Origin of the sequence: Nonomuraea sp. PA05 (assembly GCF_008086045.1) — a bacterium.
Taxonomy (GTDB): Bacteria; Actinomycetota; Actinomycetes; order Streptosporangiales; family Streptosporangiaceae; genus Nonomuraea; species Nonomuraea monospora.
In genome coordinates this window covers 17,154-41,853 of sequence record NZ_VSEY01000075.1, presented here as the reverse complement: position 1 = coordinate 41,853, position 24,700 = coordinate 17,154, and the positions used below count along the sequence as shown (strand labels likewise).

Below are 24,700 nucleotides of genomic sequence, written 5' to 3'. Positions count from 1 at the left end.
GCCCCACCCCCCCGCCCCCCGCCGCTCCGCCACCCAGCGCACGGCGATCACCACCGCCAGACCGACCAGCAGCAGGGGCAGGTAGGTGGCCTTGGCGCCGGCGAGCACCACCAGCAACACACCCAGCACCCCCCACCACGCCCAGCCCCCACCCTCCCAAGCGGCCCGCCGCGCCGAGCCCTCGCTGACTCGCGGGGCTCGCCGCCTCCGACCCCGAGCACCCAACGGGCCCCACCCCGGCCCACCCGCACCGACCAACAGCAACACCACAGCCACGAACAACAACGCCCCGAACGTCTGCGTCGGACTCGTCGAGATTGTGAACATCGATCGCGAACTGAACACCGCCCCCTCGACCAGCGCCGGGCTGAACAGGAAGTACGTCCCCCCGACCGCCGCAACCCCGGCCCCCCACCCCCCACCCAGCCGCCTCCCGAGCGCCGCCACCAGCACCACCATGGCCACCGCCATCGGCAACATGGACAGCCGGTACACCAGCGTCACGGGCTCGATCCCGGTCACCCAACTCGTCGCGGCCATCTCGGCGTACACGAACCAGTGGTAGACCAGCGGCTCACCCAGCACCGCCGGCATGGTCGGCGGGAAGTGGTGCTTGACCTCACCCACCAGGGCCAGGTGATACGGCATGTCCACGTACCCGGCCTCGACCGGTACCCGGTACTGGAACAGGGTGCTCCACACCACCAGGAACGCCACAACCCCGCCCAGCCCCCACGCACACCACGGCGGCATGCGCTCCCCGCCCACGGGCCTGCGCCAGTGCCGCCTCAGCCCCGGCACGCAGACGAACGCACCCACGATCGCGACAGGCGGCACGAGCACGAGCAGCGGCACCCCCACGGCCCGCGCCGGGATGTAGGCGAGCACCTCGACCGCGTACCCGACCGCCAGCCCGGCCGCCACCTCCACACTCAGCGACCACCCACGCCCGCCCACCTCACCCTCGGCGAGCCCTCGCCCGGCGAGCTCACGGTCGGCGAGCTCACGGTCGGCGAGCTCACGGTCGGCAAGCTCACGGTCGGCAAGCCCACGGTCGGCAAGCCCACGGTCGGCAAGCCCACGGTCGGCGAGCTCACGCCCGGCAGCCTCACTCCGGGCAGCCCCGCGTCCCGTGAGCCTGCGTCCCGTGAGCCCGCGTCCCGTCAGCCTGCGACCCGCCGACGGACTTTCCGCCAGTCCGCGTCCCGCCAGCGCGCGCCACAGCAGCGTCCCAGGCAACGCCACCGCCCCCACGAGATACGCGGCGAACACACACAGATCCCGACCGGATACCCCGCACCACAAAAAGGCGGCCACGACCCCGACACCCACGACCACCGCCGGCCCCCAGGCCCCCCGCCCAAGCCCCGGCGCAGCAACCCCCCGCCACCGGACAACCGCGCGATGGGCGGCCGCCGCCCGGGTCACCGTATGACGGTCACCAGGCGCGTGAACTCGGCCGGCAGATCCACCCCGTCCCACACCCGGTGAAAGCTCAACGCGCTACCGACCGGCACCATCCGATCGACACCCCGCCCCGCCAGCCCCCTGGCCAGTTCCTCCAGCTCCCCTTGCCCGAACCCGAAGTGCGTCATCGTCTGATCCCGCCGCTCCACCAAGGACACCAGCTCGCCCAGCGCCCCCAGCCGCGCATGCGCGAACGTCCCGGCCCCCAGCCACCGCCGGGGCGCCGCGGCGGCGGCCGAGAGGTGGACGACGGCCAGCGCGTTCCCGTGGAACTCGACGCTCTCCGCGAGCCCGTCGGCGGCCAGCCCGTACGTGGAGACCCGCTTCTCGACGGCCATCGCCGCGTCCACCCCCCACCCGCGCACGGTCACCGCCCGCGCGACGTGCGCGGTGAAGTCGGCCCGCGCCGCGTCACAGTCGCCTTCGGACCCCACCCAGAACACGGTCCGGGGCGAGGAGCAGGCGGCCTGGTCGAACCAGTAGGTGTCGTTGACGAACCCTTCGGCGACCGTGACCCGGGCGGCCCGGGGCGCGCACAGCCACGCCGCCGCCCGTACGACCGCGAACGAGGAACGGTCGGGGAAGGTCAGGTCGCGGGCGTGCGGGGCGAGCGGGTGTCGCCGGATGTCGCGTACGGCGCCGTCGCCGCCCCACACCACGCGCAGGTCGCAGGCCGCCGACAGCGCGGCTGTGATGACCTCCGATCGGTCGTAGGAGATGACGCGCTGGGTGGCGGCGATCGCGGGGTCGGCGTCGGCGAGCGCCTCGTGCAGCGTCTCCAGGATGGTCTCGGCGACGGTGCCGGAGCGGTGTGACAGGCGGACGATGTTGCGGTTGCCCATCAGGGCGGACAGGGCCCAGGAGTAGACGAAGACGGTGTCCACGTTCGCGGGCGGGACGTGGAAGATGAGGCCGCGCGGGACGCGTACGTGCTCGCCGGCCAGCCCCTCCACGGTGCGGGCCAGCTCGCTGGGGCGCAGGAAGAAGCCTAGTGAGCCCAGCTCGGGATGGCGGCGCGCCAGCGCGGGCCGCAGCAGCCGCCGCCCGAAGGCCGCCAGGAACTCCCTGACCCGCTCGTCACCCACCTGCAACTCACGCCCGCCGAGCCCGTCGCTCACCCGCAGCTCACGCCCGCTGAGCTCGCCGTGCTCGCGCCCGCTGAGCTCGCCGCTCGCCTGGCGCTCACGCCCGAGGAGCGCGCCGCCCGCCCGGTGGTCGCGCTCGCCGGGCTCGCCATCCGCCTGCTGTTCACGGCCGCCGAGCCGGTCACCCGTCTGCAGCTCGCGACCGCCCTGGTGCTCACCGCTCACCTGGCCGATCAGCACCTCTACCGGCACCGCGCCCCCGGCGGGGAACCGCACGTCAACGACGGCGGAGGCAGTGGGCGCGATGGTGGTGTGGTCGTCCGGCATCAGCCCTGCCCCATGGTGTCGCTGCAACCACGCGCCTCCGCCCGCGGCAGCCTGCCGAGGACCTCGAACCGCTTGCCCGGCCAGCTCCCGTCATCCACCCCGAGCACCACCCCCAGGTCCTCGGTCAGCAGCACGTGACCGGGATAGGACGTGGGCAGCGTGCTGACCACCTCGATCAGCCCCGGCACACCGGTCGGCGCCTCCTGCCAGGTCTCGGGGTCGCGGATGACGACGTCGGCGAAGTCGGGGCAGTAGAGCCCGTCGCCGTCCGGCCCTTCCAGGAAGACGGTGCCGATCTGCTCGACCATGCCGTAGAAGTTGTGGACGGTGCTCAGCCCGCACTCGTCGGCCAGCCGACGCCGGAACTCGGCGTTGTCCACCGCCTGCTCGGTGAGCCGCTTCCAGCCGCCGGAGTGGATGAGCACCGCCTGCGACAGGTCGGCGCCGAGGCCGCGCAGGTGCAGCCAGATCATGAACGTGAACCCGAAGACGAGGAACCGCTCACCGCCGTGGCGCGCCAGGAAGCCCTTGACCGCCTCCGCATCGACCAGGCCCTGTTCGTCGAGGACGAACGTGTGGTCCCTGCCGAAGTTCATCATGCCGAGCACCCCGGCGCCGCGGGCGCTCAGCGTCGGGTCGCGGACGACCGAGCGGGTGTCGACGACGAGCATCGGCAGCCGCCGCTCGCCCAGCACGGCCCTGAGCGTGGCGGCGAGCATGCGGGGCTGGGCCGCCGCGGCCTCGCGGTCGAGGTAGACGCGGCTCGGCTGCTGCCCGGTGGTGCCGCTGGAGGCCAGCACCCGGAACACCTGCTCCCGCGGCACGCTGCGCAGCTCGTGCGTCTTGAACAGCCGCACGGGCAGCCACGGCAGGTCGGCGAGCCGCTCGTACGGCGGTGCGGCGCCGACGGCGTCGAGGATCCTGCGGTACGGCGGGCACGCCTCGCGGTGCCGCGCCGTCAGCGCAGCCAGCTCGGGCACCAGGGCGGCCTCCCGCTCCGGCTCGCTCAGCGTGAACACGCCCGCCGCGGCACTCACGTGAGCGACTCCAGCGTGCGGTAGTCGACCTTGCCCGTCGCCAGCAGCGGCAGGTGGTCGATGTGCCGCATGTCGAACCCGCTCCAGTGCAGCCGCAGCTCGGCCCCCAGCCGCCGGGCCATGCGCACCTGGGCGGTGGGGTCGAGCGCCTCGGTCCAGACCGTGACGCGGTCGTCGCCGCTGGTGACCGCCACGGGGCCGAGGCCGCGCAGCATGCGTTCGACGTCGTCCAGGTTGACGCGGGTGCCGAAGACCTTGGCCATGCGCTTGAGCCGCCCGGTGACCTGGAGGAAGCCTTCGGGGTCGAGAGCCCCGAGATCGCCCGTGCGCAACACCCCGCCCAGGTCGTCGCCTCTGGCGAGGTCCTCGGCGTTCTCCGCGTAGCCCATCATGACGTTCGGCCCGCGGTAGACGACCTCGCCTTCGTCGATCTCCAGGGAGCCGCCGGGCAGGGCGACGCCGACCGTGCCCGGCTTGTCGGCCAGCCGATCGGGCGGCAGCACGGCCATCCGGGCCGTCGCCTCCGTCTGCCCGTACATCACGTAGAACCGCTCCACCTGCGCGGCGAACTCCTCGGCCAGCTCAGGCGCGAGCCGCCCGCCCGCCTGGGTGAGCGTGGTGAGCTTGGGGTACTTCGAGCGGTCGAAGCGGATGCGGCGCATCATCGAGTACTGGTACGGGACGGCGGCCAGCGACGTGCAGTCGTAGGTGTACAGATCCGCCCAGAACGAACGCTCCAGCAGCCCCGCCTCCGTCAGCACCACCGTGCCGCCCGAGATGAGATGGCTGTTCAGCACCGACAGGCCGTAGCTGTAGTGCAGCGGCAGGCTGGTGATCGCGATCTCGCCGGGCCCGATGGACAGGGCGGTGGCGATCGCCTGGGCGTTGGACAGCACGGCCTGCCGCGACAGACGCACCAGCTTGGGGTTGCCCGTCGAACCCGAGGTGGCCAGCAGCAGGCCCAGATCGGGATGCGGGTCGGGCACGTCGGCGCGGGACGGCGGCGGGTCCTCCAGCGGGTTGGTGAACCCGAGCAGCGCGGCCGGCCTGAACCGCTCCGACAGGTCGGCCAGCGTGGAGGCCGGCAGGTCGGGGTCGAGCAGCGCGATCGGCCGCCCGGCGTGCCACGCGCCGAGGTAGCAGAACACGGAGGCCAGGGTGTTGCGCATGGCGCAGAACAGCGGCCCGGGCCGCAGCCCGTCGAGGTTCTCCGCGGCGCGCTTGACGTAGTGGGCCAGCTTGTCGCCGCCGATGCCCTCCTCGGCGCCCGACGGGATGAGCTGGGCCTGCGGGTGCGGGAACATCACGGCACCAGCCCGCCGTCCACCCCGAGCACCTGCCCGGTCACGAACCCGGCCTGCGGCGACAGCAGGAACGCCACGACTCCCGCCACGTCGCCGGGCTCGCCCAGCCGACGTAGTGGGGTCGCGGCGACCACGCCCGCGCGGGCGTCGCCGTCGAGCGGGCCGAGCATGTCGGTACGGATGTAGCCGGGCGCCACGGCGTTGACCCTGACCCCGGACGGCCCCAGCTCCCTCGCCGCGGCCAGCGTCAGCCCGATGACCGCCGCCTTCGTCGCGGAGTACACCGCCTGGCCCGGCCCGCCGGCGCGCCCCATGATCGAGGCCATCAGCACCACGGCCGGGGACGTGCCCCGGCGCAGCAGCTTGAGCGCGGCTTGCAGGGTGTGGGTGGCGCCGATGGCGTTGACCTGGAAGAGGCGGTCGATGGCGGCCTGGCCGGTCATGCCGAGCAGGGCCGCCTCGTGCACGCCCGCGTTGACGACGAGCGCGTCGAGGCGCCCGTGCCGTTGGAAGATCTGCCGCATCATGGCGGACACCTGCGCCGGATCCCCGACGTCGCCGCCCACCGAGTCGATCACCACACCGGCCACGGCTCCGGGCCCGTGCCCGGCTCCGGCAGCAGCAGCGGCGCTGTGACCGGCACTGGCACTGTTACCGGCACCGGCACCGGCACCGGCACCGGCTCCGGCGCTGGCTCCAGCTCCGGTGTCGGCGCTGGCACTGGCGTGCGCGCCAGCGCCTGGACCGGCGTGCGTACCGGCGTGCGTATCGGCTGTTGTGCGGGTTCCGGCGTCGGCGCGGAGGCCGGTGGACGTGGGCGTTTCGGCGGCGAGTTCGGCCGCCGCCTTCGCCGCCCGCTCCTCGTCCCGCCCGTGCACCACGACCGTGTACCCGCACGCCGCCAGCGTCGCGCCCACGGCCCGCCCGATGCCCCTGGTCGAGCCCGTCACCAGCACGACGCGTGCCAGGCCTGGGACGCCCCCGGCGGGCGCGTCAGAGGGCGGCCGCGCCGATGCCATGCTTCTCCAGCAGCCCGCTCGCCTTGGCGAACGAGCTCATGTCGATCATCTCATCGGTGTCGATCATGATGGAGAACTCGTCCTCCATCGCCGCGATGAGCGCCATGTGCGCGAGGGAGTCCCACTGTGGGATGGCGCGGTATTCGAGGCCGTCGACGTCGGCGTCGGCCGGAAGGTTGAGCGCCATGCGGAAGACGGCCCGCAGGCGATCGAGATGACTCATGATCACTCACTCTCTGTCCTCAAGCCACGACGAAGTGTAGCGGCAATCGCCCGCCAGGAAAAACCAAGCCCCCGGCCTGAGTAATGGAACCGTATAACGATGAGTGACCCCCGAGGAGGGCTGGGAATGTCGGATGGGACCACGGCAACCGTACGGGGGGAATGATGGACGAATCCAATCACTGGTACGGGCACTCCCGCATACTCGGCAAGTACTGTGGCCTCCCCGACGAGGCGCCGAAGCGCATCCAGGGTTTTCTTCAGCACGGATGGAACTATCTCCACGGATTTCCCCCGAACGACCACTGGTGCAGCCCCGGTTACCCGCGTTTCGTCTGGTCGGACGTGCTGCGGCGCAGGGGCTGGTCGATGGGCCGCCGGGGTCACTACCTGATCGGCGCGCCGTGGGTCTACCTCCTCTCCCTTGAGCCCGAGCTGGGCGTGCGGCCTGTTCGCGAGGGTACGATCTGGTATCCCTTTCATGGCTGGGAAAAGCATTCCGTCAGCGGCGACCATGCCCGACTTGCCGACGAAATCCGAAATGTCGAGACGGGGACGGTCACGGTCTGCCTTTATTGGCTTGAATACGCAAATCCGGACATTCGGCGTTCCTATGAATCGAGAGGTTTCCGGGTCATCTGCCATGGCGAGCGCGGGTCCCGCTGGGAGGGAAAGGGCCGCGACTTCCTGCGCAAGCAGCTCGTCGAGTTGCGGCGGCACCGAAGGGTGGCCTCCAACCGGCTCGGCAGCGCACTGTTCTACGGCGCCTCGGTCGGCTGCGACGTCGCCGTCTACGGCGATCCGATGCAGTTCGAGGACGAACGTCCCGAGTACGGCGGCACCGCCCGCCGTAAGCGGCTCTGGCCTGAGCTGCACGGCACGCACGTCGATCCCGGGCTGGCGTCGGAGGTGGCGCGGCGCGAGCTGGGATTCGAGTATCAGGCGACACCGGAGGAGCTACGGCGAATGTTCGGATGGAAGCAGGTGCGCACCGCATGAAGGGCCCCATGAGCGACGAGGCGCCCGGCAACGTGCGGCTGATCGGCGGGGAGATGCTGCTGTGGTCGGACATGTCCGCCATGGACGGCGTCACCGAGTGGCGTGGCGCGGCGCTGGAGCTGATCAGGCGGACGATTCCGGAGGAAGGGCGGGTGCTGCTGGTCGGGCCGCACCCGAGGGCGCTGGTGGACGACGTGGTCGCGCGGGCGCACTCGGCCGCCGTGCTGCTGCGCTCCTACCCTGACGCGTGCGCGCTGGGAGCCCGGCATCCGGAGCTGGAGGTGTACTGCGGGCGGCTGGAGCTGCTGGACGCGGACGAGCCGTACGACCTGGTGCTGGCGATGGACGGGCTGCTGCGCACCCACTCGGCCGAGGCCCCGGCGGCGGCCTGGAGCGAGTCGCTGGGCGCGCTGGCCGACCTCGTCGCGCCAGGCGGCACGCTGGTCCTCGGCGTACGCAACGACCTGGGCGTGGACCGCTTCATCGAGGCCAGGCCGGCCGACAGGGAGTGCGCCGACGACCAGTGGGCGCCGCACGGCTTCGACCCGAGCTACCCCAGCGGCCCCGAGGCGCTCGACCTGGAGCTGGAGTCGGCGCGGCTGAGCCTGCGGCGCTGCTACGCGGCCTACCCGGACCGGCGCGCGCCGCGGTCGCTGCTGTCGAGGGAGGCGCTGGCGTTCGACCTGCCGGAGGCGCTCACGTTCCCGCTGAGCGCCAGGGTCGGCGACCGGATGCTGGTCGCCGACCCGCTGCGGCTGACCAGGCTGGTGTTCAGGCACGGGCTGGGGGAGGAGCTGGCCCCGCTGTGGCTGGCCGTGGCGACCAAGCCGCCCCACCCGGGCGTGGCGACCGAGCCGCCCCACCCGGGCGTGGCGACCGAGCCGCCCCACCCGGGCGTGGCGACCGAGCCGCCTCACCCGGGCGTGGCGACCGAGCCGCCTCACCCGGGCGTGGCGACCGAGCCACCCCACCCGGACGACCGGCCGCGGGCGGTGGAGCTGCCGCTGGGCCTCATAGAGGAGGGCCCGGCCCTGTACGAGCTCACCGCCGGCGGCACCAGGCGCCTGCCCGGCGGCCAGGAGCGGCCGATCCCGGCGGGCAGGGTGGTCGAGGAGATCCTCGTCGAGGCGTGCGCCCGCGAGGACGTCGCGACCGTGCGCGAGCTGCTCTCCGGCCTGGCCGGCTGGCTGGACGCGGGCGGCGACGTGTCGGCGGCGACCGACAGCCTGGTCTACGACGGCGAGCGGTTCGCCGCGGTGAACCCACCGGTGGGCCTGGCCGTCCCGCCGGGGCCGCAGGTCGTGCTGTGCAGGATCCTGTGGCGGTTCGCGGTCAGGCTGCTGGCGGCGGGACACCACCATCCGTGGCCGTGGCCGCTGGAGGCCGACCAGCTCACGCTTACCCTGTGCGGCATGGCAGGCCGGCCGTGCGACCCCGGCGACCTCGACCGGGCCCGCAAGCTGGACGCCGAGCTGGGCCAGCCCGCCGAGCTGACCGAGCACGCGCCGACGTACCGCGACCTGCTGGCCGCCCGCGACCGTCTGGCCGACCAGCTCACCGCCGCGCTGGCCAGGATCTCCCGCCTGGAGACCAAGCTCTCCTACCGCGAGCGCGAGCTGGTGCGGGCCAAGGCCAAGCTGCGCAGGACCCAGCGCAAGGCCACCGCCTACCGCAGGACGCTCGGCTATCGACTCTCCCGCCGTCTGGCCCGCCCCCGCAAGGTCGCCCGCCGTGTCATCCGCCTGCTGTCCGGCTGAGGTAACGAGCTGAGGAAACGATGAGGAGTGCATGTGCCGGTTCTTTCGGTGATCGTCCCGTTCCACAACGTCGAGAAGTACATCGGGCCCTGCCTTGACTCCATCGCGGCGCAGACGCTGGAAGAGCTGGAGGTGATCTGCGTGGACGACGGCAGCGCCGACGACGGCCCGGCCGTCGTCGAGTCGATGCTGGCGCAGGACCCGCGGATCACCCTCATCAGGCAGGAGAACCGCGGGGTGGGTCACGCCCGCAACGTCGGCGTGCGCCATGCGGGTGGCGTCTACCTGGCCTTCGTGGACGGCGACGACGTCGTCCCGCGTGACGCGTTCAACCGCCTGGTCTCCTCCCTGGAGGACACCGGATCGGACCTGGCCTGCGGCAACGTCATGCGCCTCTACCGCAACCTGCTCGTCCCTTCGTGGGCGCACCGCGAGGCGTTCGCCAGGCCCGCCAAGCGCACCCACATCACCCGCCACCCGCTGCTGATCCGCGACCGCATGTTGTGGAACAAGGTCTACCGCCGCTCCTTCTGGGACCGCCTGGGCCTGAGCTTCCCCGAGCGCATGTACGAGGACCAGCCCGTGGCCATGGCCGCGCACATCGGCGCCCGCGCCGTGGACGTGCTGGCCAAGGTGGTCTACCACTGGCGACACCGCGACGAGCCGGACGCCTCGATCACCCAGCGCCGCCTGGAGCCCGGCAACCTGCGCGACCGCCTGCTGTCCGTGCTGCAGACCGCCGACCTGCTGGCCGGCGGCGCGCCGAAGCTCAAGCCCGACTTCGACCGCGACACGCTGGACATCGACATGGCCGTCGCCGTGGAGGCGCTGGCCGCGCTGGGCGGCTCGGCCGACCCGGGCCTGGTGGACCTGGCCGTCCGCTACCTCGACGGCGTGTCCCGCGAGGCCTGGCAGAGCCTGCCGTTCGAGCAGCGGCTCCTGGTCCACCTGCTGCACGAGCGCCGCCTCGACGAGCTGGCGGGCGTGCACGCCCAGGCGGGCGACGGGCGGCTGCGGCCCAGGATCGGCTCGGCAGGGCTGCTGCGTAAGCGCTGGTACGGCCGCCACCCGTCGATGCCCGGCCACCTGTCGGAGGTGTCCGGTGAGCTGGCGCTGCAGACCAGGCTGGTCGGCCTCGACTGGAAGGACGGCGTGCTGCACGGCTCGGGCCGGGTGGCCGTGGGCCGGTTCGACGTGGCCGAGCTGCGCAGGGTGCGCGTGCGGACGTACATGCAGGAGCGGGTCACCGGCGACGTCGTGCCGCTTTCTGACGAGGAGAGCCTGCCCGTCTGGGAGAGCGTCGAGCAGGAGGACGGAGGGCGGCTGCCGGAGCACGCGTTCCCGTTCCGCTTCGCGTTCGACCCGGGCTCGCTGTCGCGGGCGCAGCTCGCCCGGCACGGGCACTGGGACCTGAAGGTGCAGCTTAGAGGGCACGGCTTGCGGCTCGACGGCCGGGTGGCGGGGCCGCGCTGGCTGCCGCCGCTGATGCCGGTGCCGCGGCGCAGGAGCGGGGTGTGGCTGGTGCCCGCGCGCAACGCGAAGGGCGCCTGGGGCGTACGGCTGCGCACCGCCGACGCCGTGATCGGCGACTATCGCGTGGACGGCGGCGAGCTGCTGTTCTCCGGGGAGATGAGCGACGTCGGCGACGGCGAGCCGGTGCTGCGGCTGCAGCGCAGGAGCGACGGCGAGGAGATGTACTTCCCGGTGGCGCTGGCCGGGCAGGACTTCCACGCGCGGGTGCCGCTGGCCGACATCGACGAGCGCGTGGGGCACGAGTCGTGGTGGGAGGTGGTGATCGACCAGGGCACCGCCATCCGGCCGCTCGTCAGGACCAGGCAGCGGGCGGTGGCGACGGTGGACGAGCGGCGCTTCCTCATCGACCGCGGCGAGGACGGCTGCCTGCTCCTGGCAGAACGGTGACTACGTGAGGATGCCCGCCAGCGTCTCCACCACGTGCTCCTGCTGCCCGTCCGTGAGGCCGGGGAACAGCGGCAGCGACAGCTCCTGCGCGTAGTACGCCTCCGCCTGGGGGCACAGGCCGCGCCGGTAGCCGAGGTCCTCGAACACCGGGTGCCAGTACGCGGGCACGTAGTTGACCTGCACGCCGATCCCGGCGGCCCGCATGCGGTCGTAGACCTCGCGCCGCCGCCCGTCGCCGACCCTGACGGGGTAGAGGTGCCAGCTCGGCCGCACGTACGCGCGCTGGGCGGGCAGCGTCAGGCCGGGCACGTCGCGCAGCATGACGTGGTAGCGCTCGACCAGCTCGGCCCGCCGTTCGCGGAAGCGCTCCAGGCGGCGGAGCTGGCTGACGCCGAGCGCGCACAGCACGTCGGGCAGCCGGTAGTTGAGCCCGAACTCGTGCACCTCCTGGTGCCAGCCGCCCTCGCCGGGCAGGCGCTGCTCGGCGGGCTCCCTGACCAGGCCGTGGTTCCTGAACCGGGCGGCCCGCCGCAGCCGGGCGGGGTCGGCCGCCGCCACGGCGCCGCCCTCGGCCGTCGTCACGGTCTTGGTGGGGAAGAAGGAGAACGTGGTCAGGTCGGCCAGCGAGCCCACCGGCCGGTCCTTGTAGGCCGACCCGATGGAGTGCGCGGCGTCGGCCACCAGCACCGCCCCGGCCCGGCCGGCGACCTCGCGCAGCTCGTCGTAGTCGGCGGGATGGCCGGCGTAGTCGACCGCCGTGACCGCCCGAGTCCGGGGGGTGATCAGCGCGGCGGCGGCGTCGGGGTCGAGGTTGCCGGTGTCGGGCTGCACGTCGGCGAAGCGCACCTGGGCGCCCAGGAGCGCGGCCGCGGCGGCCGTGGCCACGAACGTCAGCGGCGAGGTGATCACCTCGTCGCCCGCTCCGACCCCGGCCGCCACGTAGGCGACGTGCAGCGCCGCGGTGCCCGACGTGACCGACACGCAGGGCACGCCGCCCGTCCAGCGGGCCAGCTCCGCCTCGAACAGGCCGACCGCGGGCCCGGTCGTCAGCCAGTCGCCGCGCAGCACCTCGGCGACCGCCTCGACGTCGGACTCCGCGATCGACTGGCGGCCGTAGGGCAGCATCAGCCGGCCACCATGTCACGCAGGTCGTCGACCGACAGCCACTGCTCGTTGGTGTCGGAGCGGTAGGAGAAGCCCTCGGGCAGCAGCTCACCCGTGCGCGGCGGCTTGTAACCCCAGGTCGCGATCGTGGGCTGGACGACGAAGCGGTCTTCCAGGCGCAGTGTCCTGCGGCCGTCGTCGGGGCCGATCATCTCCTCGTGCAGCTTCTCGCCGGGCCGCACCCCGATCTCGTAGATCGAGCTGCTGGGGGCCAGCGCCTCGGCCAGGTCGGTGATGCGCATGCTGGGGATGCGCGGCACGTACAGCTCGCCGCCCTGCATGAGGTCGAAGGAGTCGACGACGAACCGGACCGCCTGCTCCAGCGTGATCCAGAACCTGGTCATGCGCTTGTCGGTGATGGGCAGGCTGCTGCCCTGCCGCGCGAGGCGCTGGAACAGCGGGATGACCGAGCCCCTGCTGCCGACGACGTTGCCGTAGCGGACCACGGAGAAGCGGGTCTCGTGGGCGGCGGCGTAGTGGTTGGCGGAGACGAAGAGCTTGTCGGCGACCAGCTTCGTGGCCCCGTAGAGGTTGATCGGGCTGGACGCCTTGTCGGTGGAGAGCGCGACCACCTTGCGCACGCCGCAGTCGATCGCGGCCTCCACGACGTTCTGCGAGCCGGCCACGTTGGTGCGGACGTACTCGAACGGGTTGTACTCGGCGGTGTCGACCTGCTTGAGCGCCGCCGCGTGGACGACGTAGTCGATGCCGTGCATGGCGCGGGTGAGCCGGTCGCGGTCGCGGATGTCGCCGATGAACCAGCGCAGCCGCTCGTCGTCGCCGAAGAGCTGCCTGGTCTCGTACTGCTTGAGCTCGTCGCGGGAGAAGATGACCAGGCGCCGGACGGCGAGTGCGTCGAGCGCGTGGCGGATGAAAGCCTTGCCGAAGGACCCCGTTCCTCCGGTGATCAGAATCGACGATCCACTGAGAATGCTCACGTGGCCCCCTGAAATCGCGCTAAGGCGCTGTAGTCGTCGTGGCAGGCGGTAGCATAGCGCGATCGGCTAATCACGCGCGGTCACACGGGGGAATGGGGCTTCGGTGCGTATTGTCGGGATTGTTCAGGCCCGAATGGGCTCAACACGTCTACCCGGAAAGGTGCTACGAGAGCTGGGTGACCGGTCTGTACTGGGCTGGGTGGTCCGCGCCGCGCGCGAAGCGGGAGCGCTGGACGACCTCGTCGTGGCCACCACCACCGAACCGGCCGACGACGCGGTCGTCGCCGAATGCCACCGGCTGGGCGTCGCCTGCCACCGGGGGCCGGTCGACGACGTGCTGACCCGGTTCGCGCAGGTGCTGGCGGGGCGGCGATGGGATGCCGTCATGCGGTTCACCGCCGACTGCCCGCTGCTGGACCCTGAGGTGATCAGGGAGGCGGCGCTGGTCTTCCGTGCCGTGCCCGGGCTCGACTACCTGAGCACGAGCCTGGCCCGCACGCTGCCGCGCGGCATCGACGTGGAGCTGGCCGGGCGGGCCGCGTTCGAGCGCGCCGACGCCGAGGCCGCCGGCTACCACCGCACCCACGTCACGTCCTACCTCTACGAGCAGCCGGGCGACGCGCGGCTGCTCGGGCTGGCCTACCGGCCGGCCGCCGACGACCTGCGGGTCACGCTCGACACCGAGGACGACTGGCGGCTGATCTCGGCCGTGGTGGCCGAGCTGGGCGATCGGTGCGTACCGGTGCGGACCCTGGTGGGCTGGCTGCGCGAGCGGCCCGAGGTGTGCGGGCTCAACGCGCACGTCCGGCAGAAGGCCTTGCAGGACGCGTGATCGGGACGGCGCACCCCGCGCGGGTGGGCTTCCGCTGCGATGCCGGGGTGAAGAGCGGGGCGGGCCATCTGGTGCGCTGCGTGGCGCTGGCCGAGGAACTGGCCGCGCGCGACGTCGGGGTGGTCTTCCTCGGCGAGGTGTGCGGCTCGGAGTGGGCGCGCGCGCAGCTTCGCGAGCGCGGCTTCCCGCTGGTGCCCGCGCCGCCCGAGCCCGCCAGGCTGGCCGCGCTGGCCTGCGAGCTGCGCCTGGACGCGGTGGTGCTCGACTCCTACGACCTGCCCGCCGAGACCGGCGCGGTGCTGCGGGACGCCCGGTTCGCGGTGCTGGCCCTGGTCGACGGCGACCCGCTGGGGCAGGAGGCTGACCTCTACCTCGACCAGAACCTCGGCGCCGAGCGGCGGCCCTTCCCGCTGCCCGCCACAAGGCTGGCCGGAGCCAGGTACGCGCTGCTGCGCGACAGCGTGCGGCGGCACACCCGGGCGCCCGCCGGCGGCGAGGTTCCCGAGGTGCTGTGCTTCTTCGGCGGCACCGACAGCGGCGGCGTCGCCCCGGCGTGGGCGCGGGCGCTCACCGCCACAGGGCGACCCTTTCGCGGCACGGTCGTCAGCCCGGCGCCGTTCGAGGCGGGCGGGCCCATCACCGTCATTCCGCCGACGGATCGGCTGCCGGAGCTGATGGCCGGGGCCGACCTGGTGGTGACGGCGGCCGGGTCGGCGATCTGGGAGCTGCTCTACCTCGGCGTCCCCACGGCGCTGACCTGGGTGGCGGACAACCAGCGCATCGGGTACGAGGAGCTGGTGACCCTGGGGGCCGCGGCGGGGCTGGGATGCGCGGCGGACGAGGCGGGCACCGGCGTGCTGGCCCGCCTGCTCGCCGACCCCGCCGCCCGCGAGGAGCACGGGCGGCGGGGGAGCGGCCTGGTGGACGGCAGGGGCCGGGAACGCGTCGCCGACGCCCTGCTGGACATCTGCTAGCTAGATCAGGTCCCAGGTCAGCGGCGTGCCGAAGGGCACGTCGCGGGCGAAGCGCCGCCCCATGACCACCGCCGCCGCGTCAGGGGGCAGCCCTCCCGCAGGCCGGATCGAGCGCACGTTCTCGGGAGTCACCGGCTCGCCCGCGCTGACGTCGCGCACCACGTACAGGGAGCGGCGGAAGCGCAGCCCCTCCCGCTCGGAGGGCCGCGGCCCGATCACCGGCTCGCCCAGCGACTCCCAGGCCCGCGCGCTCTCCACGACCAGCGTCGCCAGCTCGGCGGGCTCCAGGGAGAAGGCCGAGTCCACGCCGCCGCCGGCCCGCGAGAGCGTGACGTGCTTCTCGATCACGCAGGCCCCCAGTGCCACCGCCGCCAGCGCCGCGCCGATGCCCGGCGTGTGGTCGGACAGCCCCACCACCTCGCCCGTGATCGCCGCCAGCAGCGGCAGTGCGCGCAGGTTGCTCTCGGCGGGCGAGGCGGGATAGCTGGCCGTGCACGACAGCACGGCGAGTTGCGCGCACCCCGCCTCGCGGGCCGCCGACACCGCGGCCCCGATCTCGGCGATGGAGGCCATCCCGGTGGAGATGATCAGTGGCTTGCCCGTGCCGGCGGCCAGCCGGATCAGCGGCAGGTCCACGATCTCCGAAGAGGCGATCTTGTACGCCGGCGCGTCCAGCTTCTCCAGCAGCTCCACCGCCGTCGCGTCGAACGGCGCGGAGAACGGGATCAGCCCCCGCTCCCTGGCCCGCTCGAAGATCGGCTCGTGCCACGCCCACGGCGTGTGGGCCCGTTCGAAGAGCTGGTAGAGGCTCTCCCCGCCCCACAGCTCGTGCTCGTCGCCCACCCGGAACGGCAGCGCGTCGCAGTCGATGGTCAGCGTGTCGGGCGTGTACGTCTGCAGCTTGAGCGCGTGCGCCCCCGTCTCGGCCACCGCGTCCACGATCGCCAGCGCCCGCTCCAGGCTCCCGTTGTGGTTTCCGGACAGCTCGGCCACGACGAACGGCGGATGCCCCGGCCCGATCGCCCGTCCTCCGATGGAGATCATCGGCCTTCCTTCCTGATCTCGAAGGTCACGGCGTCGCGCGTCACCCCGTCCACGACCTGCGGGCGCCTGCTCACCTCGACGAACCCGAACCGCCTGTGCAACCGCATGACCGGCTCGTTGCCGTCGAGGACCTCGCCGCGCAGCATGCTCAGCCCGAGCGGGCCGAAGGCGTGCCCGACGGCCGCCCGCTCCAGCCCGATCCAGGCGCGCAGCAGGCTGCCCTCCCGTTCCAGCGTGTAGAGGTCGAGGTAGTAACCCCAGGTCGCGCTCTGCGGGGTCAGGTCGGAGTAGGTCACCACTCCCGTGGCGACGCCGTGGTGGTCGTAGATCAGCACGCGCCTGCTGGGGTCGGCACGGACGGCCGCCCACCAGCGCAGATGCTCGTCCTCCGAGATCTCGTGCGTGGTGAAGCTGGCGGCGCGCACGCGCGGGTGGTTGCGCCAGCGCCGCATGTCCGCCAGATCATCGCCTTGGACGTCCCTCAGCACGCTGCCCCCTTACGCTTTGTGCTTGATCTCTTGCACAACGTAGCGGATTACGCGTCCGGTAAAGAGCTCATCAGGGACAGTCATCGGGCACGGAATCCGGCCGCCCGCCAAGGCATGCTGCCCTCGACCCGGTACCTAGCCAAGGAGCGAATCCGGCATGATCCCCCTGCTCAGCATCATCGTTCCGATCTACAACGTGGAGCCGTACCTCGCCGAGTGCCTGAAGTCGCTGGCCGCGCAGACTCTGGAGGACATCGAGGTCGTGCTGGTGGACGACGGCTCCGTGGACGGCAGCCGGCGCGTCGCGGAGGATTTCGCGGCCGGCGACGAGCGTTTCGTGCTGATCGGCCAGCGCAACCTGGGGCCGGGGCCGGCGCGCAACCAGGGGATCAGGCGCGCGCGGGGGACGTATCTGGCCTTCGCGGACGGCGACGACGTGGTGCCGCCCGAGGCGTACGAGACGCTCGTCGGAAGGCTCGCCGAGACCGGCTCCGACCTGGCGTGCGGCGCGGTGCGGCGGCTGGTGGACGGCGAGCTGGAGGAGTCCGTGCTGCACGAGAAGGTGTTCAGACGCCCGCAGTTGTGCACGCACATCACCGACAAGCAGGTGCTGGTCAGGGACCGCACCGTGTGGAACAAGGTCTACCGCCGCGACTTCTGGGAACGCGCGGGCCTGGCCTTCCCCTCGGGCATCTACGAGGACGTGCCGGTCGCCATGCAGGCCCACGTGCTGGCGACCAGCGTGGACATGGTGGGCGAGGTCGTCTACCACTGGCGTAAGCGCGAGGAGGGGGAGACCTCGATCACGCAGCGCCGTTCCGAGCTGCCCAACCTGAGCGAGCGGCTGGCGGCCATCCGCGCGGTGCGCGCCTTCCTCGACGACCGCGCGCCGGAGTTGCTCGACGGCTTCGACGCGCTGGTGCTGGAGAAGGACACCGTCTTCCTGTTCCAGGCGCTGGAGCACTGCGAGGGCGACGCGGGGGCGCTGCTGGAGCTGGGGCGCGCCTGGCTGGCCGAGCTGGGGCCGCACGTGCTTGGCTCGGCGCCGTCGCTGCGCCGGCTGGAGCTGCACCTGCTCAGGCGCGGCCTGGTCGCGGAGCTGCGTACGGTGCGGGAGTTCCGGCGCGGGCGCGAGGACGTCACCCGCGTGCGCCCGCGCGGCCTGCGCGCCACGAACTGGTACGGCGACTACCCCTTCTTCCGCGACCGCCGCCTGCGCATCCCCGACGAGGTGTTCGACGCCCGCGAGGAGCTGAAGCTGATCGCCAGGGTGGAGTCCTGCGAGTGGACCGGCGCCGAGTACCGTCTGCACGCGTACGTGGGCGTTCACCGTGTCGATCGCAAGATCCCCAAGGTCGGTCTGTGGCTCGGTGACGGCCATCGCCGGGTCCCGCTGGAGGTGCGGCGGCGCGGGCGTTACGGCGTCGTGGCGACCGTCGACCCGCGGCGTCTGGAGGGCGGCGGCCCATGGCGGCTCCAGGTGCGGGCCGAAATGCGCGGGCTCGTCCTGAAGACGTGGTGCCGCGACGGCGAGACAGGACCGGTGTGGCGGTTCTCCGTGCCGGGTTGGTCAAGAAGCGGCATGGACATCCCCCAGTAGTTCCAGACAGTAATCGTTCCGGCGCGTCGCGTGGTCATGCTGGGAGGCATGAGGACCTATTCGCTGGATGACGTCTACGAGACACGCAAGCGGAGAGACTCCTGGTGGACCGTGTATTTCGTGGACCCGGTCGCCTGCCGGGTCGCACTTCCCGTCGCCAATCGCACCCGGATGACACCCAACGGACTCACGGTGTTCTCGCTGGTCCTCGGCACGGTGTCGGCCGCCTGTTTCGCAATGAACCAGCTCATGGCGGGCGCAGGCTTCTTCTATCTGAGCTTCATGATCGACTGCGTGGACGGCAAAATCGCCCGTCTCAAGGGCACGGGGACGCCGTTCGGTCTCTGGCTCGACTACGTGGGCGACCGGATCAGGGTGGTCCTGTGTGCGGGAGGCCTCGCCTACGGGCAGTACGCGCTGACGGGCGACGTGAGCTACGTGGTGCTCGGCGCGGCGGTCGCGGTCCTGGACCTGTTCAGGTACGTCAACGCGCCGCAGATGAAGCGGGTTCGCGAGGCCGTCAGGGAGGAGCGGCAGGGCCCGGACACCCTCACGGAGCCGGACGCACTCACAGAGCCGGACGCCCTCACGGAGCCGGACACCTTCATGGGAGCGGATCCCCTTCCCGCGCAGGAGTCCGAGCGGGTGGGCCGGTCACCCCGGGCGCGCGGCTTCTTCCGGTTCTTCAGGCGGCTCAACAGGTACCTGGCTCGCCACCGCGTCCGTTCGCACTTGGTGAGCGGCATCGAGTTCCACGCGGCGGTGTTCGTGATCGCGCCCCTTGCGGGGGCATGGGCGCTGATCCCGCTCGCCGTGTTGTCGGGGCTCCTGCTGCTCGCCAACGAGGTCTTCCTTGTCTACCGGATGTGGCTCTTCACGCGCAGGCACGGCGCGGGCTCGCCTCAGGAGAGCCGAGAGCACGTTCTCGTCTAGATTTTCGGGGGTTAGTACGACATGTCCGACCGACCAGTCTTCGTCATCGGATGTCCGCGGTCCGGCACCACGATGCTCCAGCTCATGCTCCACTCGCACCCCCGCATGGCGGTGCCTCCGGAGACGCGCTTCCTCGTTCCCGCTTATTACCGCCGCCGCACGTGGGGCGACCTCCGGGTCGCCCAGCGGCGCCGCGCCCTGGCGGAGTGGATCGCCACCGACCGCAGCACCAAGTTCCGCGAGCTCAAGATCGACAAGAACGAGTTCGTCCGGCAGGCCGTCGAGGGCCCCGGCTCGCTCGGCTCGGTGATCGGCACCGCCTTCCGCATGTACGCCGACCGCTTCGACAAGGCCCGCTGGGGCGACAAGCGGCCCAGCTACGTCAAGCAGGTCGACCTGCTGCTGCGGCTCTTCCCCGACGCCCAGTTCATTCACCTCATCAGGGACGGCCGCGACTGCGTGGCCTCACTGAAGGAGATGCCCTGGTACACCCTCGACTCCTTCCACGCCGTCTCCACCTGGGCCGAGGCCATCGACGCGGGCGGCAGGCTGAAGCGCACGCTGCCCTCCGACACCTACTACGAGCTGCGCTACGAGGACCTCACCGACGACCCGATGACCGAGCTGAAGAAGCTCTGCCACTTCCTGGACGAGGACTTCTCTCCGTCCATGATCTCGCCGCGCGAGGCGGCCAGCGTGGCCGTGCCGCAGCACAAGGTCTGGCACAGCAACACGCACCGCGAGGTCACCCGCAGCCGCGTCGGGAGCTGGGCGACCCGGCTCGACGACTGGGAGATCGCGCTGTGCGAGCACATGCTGGGTGACCGGCTGGAGTCCATGGGCTACGAGTTGACCGGCGTGCCCAAGCCGGCCAAGGAGCACGTCGTGGCCTGCCAGAAGACGATGCAGAAGCGCAAGGCGTCGCGGATGCGCAAGGGCGTGCGGGACCGGTTCAACCGGCTGCGCGAGCCCAGCCCGGTCGCCGCGCTGCTCACCACCCGCCAGCGGTCGCTGGCCGGTGTCCCGCAGCAGCGCAAGGAGCTTACGGAGCCCGTCTGACCGGGCCGCGCGACGCTGGGAGTCAGCGTTCGAGATGCGCGAACAGCAGCTCCCAGCGGTCCAGCACGTGCTCCAGTCGGAAGGCCTCGGCGCGGGCGCGGGCGTCCGCGCCCAGCCTGCGCCGCTCCTCCTCGTCGTCCACCAGCCGCCCCAGCTCCGCCGCGAACGCGTCCACGTCCCCCGGCGGCACCAGCACAGGCCCGGCCGACCGCACACCCCCCGACACGTCGAAGGCCACCGCGGGCACCCCGTGCGCCGCCGACTCCAGCAACACCACGGGCAACCCCTCGTAGTCGCTGGTCAGCCCCACCACGGAGGCGGCGAGATACTCCGCGGGCATCGCGGCGGCGGGCACCCGGCCGCGGAACACCACTCGATCGGCCACCCCCTCCCGCGCCGCGTGCGCGCGCAGCCGGTCGAGCTCCCCGCCGTCCCCGACGAGGTGCAGCTCCCACGGCGCGGGCGCGCCCGACCTGGCGAACGCGGTGATGAGCCGGTCGAAGCGCTTGACCCCTTCGAGCCGCCCCACCCCCAGCACCCGCGGCGACTCCAGCACCGACATCGCCTCCGGCCAGCCCGCCAGCGGGTTCGGCAGCGCGCTGGCGTTGGGCAGCAGCGCGTGCTCGGAGAACAGCCTGGCGTCCTCCTCGCTCAGGAAGACCGCCTGGTCGAGCTCCGGGTAGTGGCGCCTGATCGACGCCAGGTGCCAGCAGTCGCGAGCGTGGTCGTAGGAGCCGTGGTACTGCCCGATCGGCCGCAGCGAGCCGGGCAGCAGCCGCGCCGCCCTGGCCACCACGGACGGCGAGGTCATCACCGCGTAGCCGGGCCCGATCCCGTCCAGCAGCGACCTGAGCCGCCGGTCGGCCCGCCGCCGCGCCAGGCCGCCCGCCCCCGCCGGGCGGTTGCTGAGCACGTGGTGGTGGTAGAGCGGGCGCTGCACGTACCGGAACGGCGCGGCGGCCCGCTGCAAGCCGATCACGTGCACCTCGTGGCCGCGTCGCGCCAGCCCCTGGGCGAGGGTGTGGGTGACCTGCTGGACGCCGCCGAGCGTGTCGGCGTCCAGGCAGGTGAACACGACGGTCATCGCGCGGCCCCCTCGAAGAAGTCGATCACGATCCTGGCCGCCGCGTCCCCCTGCTCGTCGGCGCACCACAGGTCGCGGAAGGCCGCGTACCGCTCGGCGTAGGCCTCGTGCACGGCGGGCAGCGCGCGCAGCGTCTCCACCAGCTCCCCGGTCGTCGTCAGGCACGGGCCCGGCGCGATGGCGGGCAGGTCGTGGTAGACACCGCGCTCGGAGAGCCGGTAGTCGTCCCAGTCGTCGATGAAGAACAGCATCGGCTTGCCCGTCAGCGCGTAGTCGCACATCACGGAGGAGTAGTCCGTCAGCAGCGCGTCCGAGGCCAGCATCAGGTCGTTGATCTCGGGGTACGAGCCGGCGTCCCTGACGAAGTGCCGCAGGTGCTCGGGCGGCCGGTAACGCTCCACCGGATGCGTGCGCAGCACCACCACCCAGTCGTCGGCCAGCTCCTCGGCCAGCAGCTCCAGGTCCACCCGCACGGACTTGCCGCTGTGCTTGGCCCTGTCCCGGTAGGTGGGCGCGTACAGCAGGACCTGCCGGCCCGGCGGCACCTCCAGGCGCCGCCGCACGTCGTCCGTCTGCCGGGCCAGGACGAGCGCGTCGCACCGGGGCGTCCCGCACCGGTACACCTTGCCCGCGTACCCGTTCGACGGCAGGAACACCCGCGAGAACTCCGCGCTCGGCGACACCAGCGCGTCCCACCGCGCCACGGCGGCCCGCCACCGCGCGCGCGGCCCGTCGAAGTCGCCGCGCAGGTCGGGCGCGTCGAAGCCGATCGACTTGATGCCCTGCCCGTGCCACGTCTGCAGGTAGCGGGTGCCGCGCGGCTTGGGATAGTCGAGCGGGAAGCCGTGGCTGTCGACCCAGATGCCGGCCCTGGCCATGGTCCAGACGTAGCGCCAGCTGCCCCGGCGCACCAGGCGCGCGTCGGCGGGGAAGTTGCCGCGGCCCCTGGCCACCGACCAGACGGCTTCGATGGGCAGTCCGCGCCGCCTGATCTCCTCGTAGATGGCGCGGGGGCTGCCGTTGTACCCCTTGCCGACGTCCGACTCGAACAGCGCCAGGTTCCCGCGCGGGGGGAGCACCCTGATCAGCACCTTGTACGCGCGCAGCTTGTTCGCGGGCGTGCTGAGCCGTTTGAACAGCCGCCGCCTGACCCGCCGCCACACCGACCGGGGAGCCGGATCGGGCCGCACGGTCAGGTACGCGGCGTACCCCTCGACCTTGACCGTGCACCCGGGCAGCTCGATCGGCTCGGTGTGCGGATCGGCGATGATCCGGTCGGTCGTCGTGTGCCCGTCGGAGGCCCTGGTGAACCCGATGCGCGGGTCGCACCTGCCCTTGGGGGTGAACGTGACCGTGGTGACGTACCCGCCCTCGCCCGACGGCTCCGGCGAGATCGGGATCCGCTCCCTGCCGAGCCGCAGGAACGCCGTCCAGTTCACGGGCAGCGCGCCGAACGGGTCGTAGGTGCGCACGGTCATCCGCACCCGCTCGCCGTCCGAGGACAGCGCGGCGACCTCGTGCCGCAGCCTGGAGGCGCTGAAGGGCAGCTCGGCCAGCCGCAGCGCGGTGATGTCCAGGCGAGGGGAGACGGACGTGCCCCAGTACGTGCGCCCGTCGAGCTGCACGGCCGCCCTGGGCACGGCTCGCGGGCCGGTCAGCGCGCCCGCCGCCATCCGCAGGTCCTCGGTCCTGTCGTCCAGGATGAGCTGGCAGCAGACCCGGTCCAGCGGATCGACGCGCCGGAACACCTCGTCGGGGATCTCCTCCAGGTACGGCCGCACGATCGCGGCGAACTCCTTGACCCACACCGCGTCCCGCAGCGGCAGCGGGTTGAGGTAGACCCGCAGGTCCTGGCGGAGGAAGCGGTACTGCCTGTGCGGCACCAGGTCGGCGGCGCCGTGCTCGCGCAGGAGGTCGTCGCTCAGGCGGGCCGCGATCACCCGTTGCCGCACGTTCGCCAGGTCGTCGATGCTCAGCGAGATCGAGTCGTTCGTGGGGGCCCGGTGCCAGTGGTAGACCGTCCACGGCACGATCGCGAACCTGTGCGCGACCGCGTACAGCTCGGCGGCGAAGACGTGGTCCTCGTAGTGGATGTCCTCGGGGAAGCGCAGTGCGCGGTCGCGCAGGAAGGCCACGCTGTAGAGCTTGTTGGTGCTGAAGCTGTCGAGGAACAGCTCGGGCTCCTGCCGGATGCCCTCGACCACCCGCCGCCGCTCGAACAGCGACGGGTAGTACGGCCGCAGCCGCCCGCTCGGCTCGAACAGGCGCGAGATCTGCCCTGACACGAAGTCTGCGCCGGTCCGCTCGATCTCGGTGAGCAGGCTCTTGCACGCGTGCCTGGGCAGCTCGTCGTCGCTGTCGAGGAACATCACGTACGGCGCGCTCGCCGCGTCGATCCCGTCGTTGCGCGGCGCCCCGCAGCCGCCGCTGTTGACGGGCGAACGCAGGTACCGCACGCGCGGGTCGGCCCGCGCGAGCCGCCGGGCCACCTCCGGCGTGCCGTCCGTGCTGGCGTCGTCGGAGATGATCACCTCCAGGTCGCGCAGCGACTGCCGGAGCACGGAGCGCACCGCTCTGGGCAGGCGTTCCGCGTCGTTGTAGGTGATGACGACCACGGTGACGTCCGGCATCCCCCAAGTCCTCCCCCTAGTTCCCCAGCGGAGGAGACACTTCCCCGAGCGGCGGCGAAGCGTCAGGACTTGAGGGAGTATTTGCCGAAAATCAGCGCATAAGGCGACGTATAACCCAAATAAGGACAAGGAGTGCCGCGATGCCGCCCGCGATGGGTGCCAGCCGCTTCAGCAGCGGCTGCCCGGCGATCTCCAGCAGGTCGAGCGCCTCCTCGTCGGGCGAGCGCGACGTCCGCAGCGTGCCGGCGGGCCGGACGTCCTGCTCCGGCGCGGGGCCTGGCTGCTCATCCTGCCCGCTCTGGACAGGAGCCACCGGCTCCACCGTGGGCTCCGAGAGCAGCTCAGCCAGGTTCGCCGCGAACTTCTCGATGAGCCTGCCGCCGACCTCGGCCATCACGCCCCGCCCGAACTGCGCGGGCCTGCCGGTCACGTTGAACGACGTCTCCACGGTCACCAGCGTGGCCTCGTCGCGCGCCTCCATGTGCGCCTTGACCGTGGCGGAGGCCGTGCCGGAGCCCCGGGCCTCCTTGCCCGACGCCTGGATGGTGAGCGAGAAGGAGTCCTTGTCCACGTCCTCGAACTTGGCGGTGCCGCGATAGGTGACCGTGATCGGGCCGACCTTGACCTTCATCCTGCCGGTGAACTCGTCGCCCTCGAAGATGTCCAGCGTCGCCCCGGGCAGGCACGGCGCGACCCGCTCGACATCGAGCAACACGGCCCAGGCCTGCTCGATCGGTACGGGAACAGTGAACTCGTGCTCGAACCGCATCGCCATCGATCCGCTCCTTCTCCGATGCCAGTGACCCTACGACGGGTC

General features: G+C 72.1%; 21 protein-coding genes. 8 read left to right on the top strand and 13 right to left on the bottom strand.

Translation table 11 applies throughout. The annotated features are described in order from the left end of the window. The 6 genes from FXF51_RS57815 to FXF51_RS57790 all read right to left on the bottom strand — a co-directional run. The coding region (locus FXF51_RS57815; RefSeq protein WP_222871963.1) for a hypothetical protein at positions 1 to 957 on the bottom strand (957 nt) is incomplete at its 3' end. A 467-nt stretch (positions 958 to 1,424) separates the two neighbouring features. Beyond that, a complete protein-coding gene (locus FXF51_RS57810; protein ID WP_148443395.1) occupies positions 1,425 to 2,879 on the bottom strand; it encodes an acyl-CoA reductase in 1,455 nt (484 codons plus the stop codon). Further along, a complete protein-coding gene (locus FXF51_RS57805; RefSeq protein ID WP_262380590.1) occupies positions 2,879 to 3,916 on the bottom strand; it encodes an acyl-protein synthetase in 1,038 nt (345 codons plus the stop codon). The genes FXF51_RS57810 and FXF51_RS57805 overlap by 1 nt, the downstream gene beginning before the upstream one ends. Beyond that, a complete protein-coding gene (locus FXF51_RS57800) occupies positions 3,913 to 5,220 on the bottom strand; it encodes an AMP-binding protein (RefSeq protein WP_148443394.1) in 1,308 nt (435 codons plus the stop codon). The genes FXF51_RS57805 and FXF51_RS57800 overlap by 4 nt, the downstream gene beginning before the upstream one ends. Beyond that, positions 5,220 to 6,239 carry an SDR family NAD(P)-dependent oxidoreductase gene (locus FXF51_RS62310; RefSeq protein WP_148443393.1) on the bottom strand — a complete coding sequence of 340 codons (1,020 nt, stop codon included), beginning with the start codon at positions 6,237 to 6,239 and terminating at the stop codon, positions 5,220 to 5,222. Before FXF51_RS62310 ends, FXF51_RS57800 begins: the two co-directional genes overlap by 1 nt. After that, positions 6,214 to 6,462: an acyl carrier protein gene (locus tag FXF51_RS57790; protein ID WP_148443392.1), complete on the bottom strand. Its 249-nt coding sequence runs from the start codon at positions 6,460 to 6,462 to the stop codon at positions 6,214 to 6,216. Before FXF51_RS57790 ends, FXF51_RS62310 begins: the two co-directional genes overlap by 26 nt. A gap of 161 nt (positions 6,463 to 6,623) precedes the next feature. On the opposite strand from FXF51_RS57790, the gene FXF51_RS57785 reads away from it, so the two are divergent. Genes FXF51_RS57785 through FXF51_RS57775 form a run of 3 tightly spaced genes read left to right on the top strand, consistent with a single transcriptional unit; the run spans position 6,624 to position 11,137 of the window. Continuing rightward, positions 6,624 to 7,460, top strand: coding sequence for a hypothetical protein (locus tag FXF51_RS57785; protein ID WP_262380589.1), 837 nt, complete (start codon positions 6,624 to 6,626; stop codon positions 7,458 to 7,460). Then, positions 7,457 to 9,217: a hypothetical protein gene (locus FXF51_RS57780; protein ID WP_187415161.1), complete on the top strand. Its 1,761-nt coding sequence runs from the start codon at positions 7,457 to 7,459 to the stop codon at positions 9,215 to 9,217. The genes FXF51_RS57785 and FXF51_RS57780 overlap by 4 nt, the downstream gene beginning before the upstream one ends. A 33-nt stretch (positions 9,218 to 9,250) precedes the next feature. After that, on the top strand, positions 9,251 to 11,137 hold the full coding sequence (locus tag FXF51_RS57775; RefSeq protein ID WP_187415160.1) for a glycosyltransferase family 2 protein: 1,887 nt from the start codon (positions 9,251 to 9,253) through the stop codon (positions 11,135 to 11,137). Here FXF51_RS57775 and FXF51_RS57770 read toward each other — a convergent pair whose 3' ends face one another. Together FXF51_RS57770 and pseB are read right to left on the bottom strand one after the other, a co-directional pair. After that, positions 11,138 to 12,262: a DegT/DnrJ/EryC1/StrS family aminotransferase gene (locus FXF51_RS57770; protein WP_148443389.1), complete on the bottom strand. Its 1,125-nt coding sequence runs from the start codon at positions 12,260 to 12,262 to the stop codon at positions 11,138 to 11,140. Continuing rightward, positions 12,262 to 13,239 (bottom strand): UDP-N-acetylglucosamine 4,6-dehydratase (inverting), encoded by a 978-nt coding sequence (pseB, locus tag FXF51_RS57765; protein ID WP_148443388.1) that lies wholly within the window; start codon positions 13,237 to 13,239, stop codon positions 12,262 to 12,264. The genes FXF51_RS57770 and pseB overlap by 1 nt, the downstream gene beginning before the upstream one ends. Positions 13,240 to 13,342: 103 nt before the next feature. On the opposite strand from pseB, the gene FXF51_RS57760 reads away from it, so the two are divergent. Then, the gene (locus tag FXF51_RS57760) at positions 13,343 to 14,071 is read left to right on the top strand and encodes a cytidylyltransferase domain-containing protein (RefSeq protein WP_148443387.1); all 729 of its coding nucleotides are present in this window, start codon (positions 13,343 to 13,345) and stop codon (positions 14,069 to 14,071) included. Next, on the top strand, positions 14,068 to 15,045 hold the full coding sequence (locus tag FXF51_RS57755) for a PseG/SpsG family protein (protein WP_222871960.1): 978 nt from the start codon (positions 14,068 to 14,070) through the stop codon (positions 15,043 to 15,045). The genes FXF51_RS57760 and FXF51_RS57755 overlap by 4 nt, the downstream gene beginning before the upstream one ends. On the opposite strand, the gene pseI is transcribed toward FXF51_RS57755, so the two are convergent. Together pseI and FXF51_RS57745 are read right to left on the bottom strand one after the other, a co-directional pair. Continuing rightward, positions 15,046 to 16,089 (bottom strand): pseudaminic acid synthase, encoded by a 1,044-nt coding sequence (pseI, locus tag FXF51_RS57750; protein ID WP_148443386.1) that lies wholly within the window; start codon positions 16,087 to 16,089, stop codon positions 15,046 to 15,048. It abuts the gene before it with no gap. Continuing rightward, positions 16,086 to 16,577 carry a GNAT family N-acetyltransferase gene (locus tag FXF51_RS57745; protein ID WP_148443385.1) on the bottom strand — a complete coding sequence of 164 codons (492 nt, stop codon included), beginning with the start codon at positions 16,575 to 16,577 and terminating at the stop codon, positions 16,086 to 16,088. Before FXF51_RS57745 ends, pseI begins: the two co-directional genes overlap by 4 nt. 157 nt (positions 16,578 to 16,734) lie before the next feature. Here FXF51_RS57745 and FXF51_RS57740 point away from each other — a divergent pair, with 157 nt between their 5' ends. The 3 genes from FXF51_RS57740 to FXF51_RS57730 are packed head-to-tail and all read left to right on the top strand — an operon-like array spanning position 16,735 to position 20,169. Beyond that, complete coding sequence (locus FXF51_RS57740; protein ID WP_148443384.1) at positions 16,735 to 18,177, top strand: glycosyltransferase family 2 protein; 1,443 nt, start codon at positions 16,735 to 16,737, stop codon at positions 18,175 to 18,177. A gap of 48 nt (positions 18,178 to 18,225) precedes the next feature. Then, positions 18,226 to 19,110, top strand: a complete 885-nt coding sequence (locus FXF51_RS57735; protein ID WP_262380587.1) for a CDP-alcohol phosphatidyltransferase family protein — start codon at positions 18,226 to 18,228, stop codon at positions 19,108 to 19,110. A gap of 21 nt (positions 19,111 to 19,131) precedes the next feature. Continuing rightward, a complete protein-coding gene (locus FXF51_RS57730) occupies positions 19,132 to 20,169 on the top strand; it encodes a sulfotransferase family protein (protein ID WP_148443383.1) in 1,038 nt (345 codons plus the stop codon). A 22-nt stretch (positions 20,170 to 20,191) separates the two neighbouring features. On the opposite strand, the gene FXF51_RS57725 is transcribed toward FXF51_RS57730, so the two are convergent. The 3 genes from FXF51_RS57725 to FXF51_RS57715 all read right to left on the bottom strand — a co-directional run bounded on the left by FXF51_RS57725 (position 20,192) and on the right by FXF51_RS57715 (position 24,658). Then, positions 20,192 to 21,253 (bottom strand): glycosyltransferase, encoded by a 1,062-nt coding sequence (locus FXF51_RS57725; RefSeq protein WP_148443382.1) that lies wholly within the window; start codon positions 21,251 to 21,253, stop codon positions 20,192 to 20,194. Continuing rightward, entirely contained in the window at positions 21,250 to 23,883 is a 2,634-nt protein-coding gene (locus FXF51_RS57720) for a CDP-glycerol glycerophosphotransferase family protein (protein WP_148443381.1), read from the bottom strand. The genes FXF51_RS57725 and FXF51_RS57720 overlap by 4 nt, the downstream gene beginning before the upstream one ends. 91 nt (positions 23,884 to 23,974) lie before the next feature. Then, complete coding sequence (locus tag FXF51_RS57715) at positions 23,975 to 24,658, bottom strand: SRPBCC family protein (RefSeq protein ID WP_148443380.1); 684 nt, start codon at positions 24,656 to 24,658, stop codon at positions 23,975 to 23,977. Positions 24,659 to 24,700: the final 42 nt, after the last annotated feature.

What these genes read in the sequence shown, in the direction of transcription:
- FXF51_RS57730 (WP_148443383.1), top strand. Translation starts at nt 19,132, where the DNA reads ATGTCCGACCGACCAGTCTTCGTCATCGGATGTCCGCGGTCCGGCACC.
- FXF51_RS57720 (WP_148443381.1), bottom strand. Translation starts at nt 23,883, where the DNA reads ATGCCGGACGTCACCGTGGTCGTCATCACCTACAACGACGCGGAACGC.
- FXF51_RS57735 (WP_262380587.1), top strand. Translation starts at nt 18,226, where the DNA reads ATGAGGACCTATTCGCTGGATGACGTCTACGAGACACGCAAGCGGAGA.
- FXF51_RS57740 (WP_148443384.1), top strand. Translation starts at nt 16,735, where the DNA reads ATGATCCCCCTGCTCAGCATCATCGTTCCGATCTACAACGTGGAGCCG.
- FXF51_RS62310 (WP_148443393.1), bottom strand. Translation starts at nt 6,239, where the DNA reads ATGGCATCGGCGCGGCCGCCCTCTGACGCGCCCGCCGGGGGCGTCCCA.
- FXF51_RS57780 (WP_187415161.1), top strand. Translation starts at nt 7,457, where the DNA reads ATGAAGGGCCCCATGAGCGACGAGGCGCCCGGCAACGTGCGGCTGATC.
- FXF51_RS57715 (WP_148443380.1), bottom strand. Translation starts at nt 24,658, where the DNA reads ATGGCGATGCGGTTCGAGCACGAGTTCACTGTTCCCGTACCGATCGAG.
- FXF51_RS57800 (WP_148443394.1), bottom strand. Translation starts at nt 5,220, where the DNA reads ATGTTCCCGCACCCGCAGGCCCAGCTCATCCCGTCGGGCGCCGAGGAG.
- FXF51_RS57810 (WP_148443395.1), bottom strand. Translation starts at nt 2,879, where the DNA reads ATGCCGGACGACCACACCACCATCGCGCCCACTGCCTCCGCCGTCGTT.
- pseI (WP_148443386.1), bottom strand. Translation starts at nt 16,089, where the DNA reads ATGATCTCCATCGGAGGACGGGCGATCGGGCCGGGGCATCCGCCGTTC.
- FXF51_RS57790 (WP_148443392.1), bottom strand. Translation starts at nt 6,462, where the DNA reads ATGAGTCATCTCGATCGCCTGCGGGCCGTCTTCCGCATGGCGCTCAAC.
- FXF51_RS57725 (WP_148443382.1), bottom strand. Translation starts at nt 21,253, where the DNA reads ATGACCGTCGTGTTCACCTGCCTGGACGCCGACACGCTCGGCGGCGTC.
- FXF51_RS57785 (WP_262380589.1), top strand. Translation starts at nt 6,624, where the DNA reads ATGATGGACGAATCCAATCACTGGTACGGGCACTCCCGCATACTCGGC.
- FXF51_RS57770 (WP_148443389.1), bottom strand. Translation starts at nt 12,262, where the DNA reads ATGCTGCCCTACGGCCGCCAGTCGATCGCGGAGTCCGACGTCGAGGCG.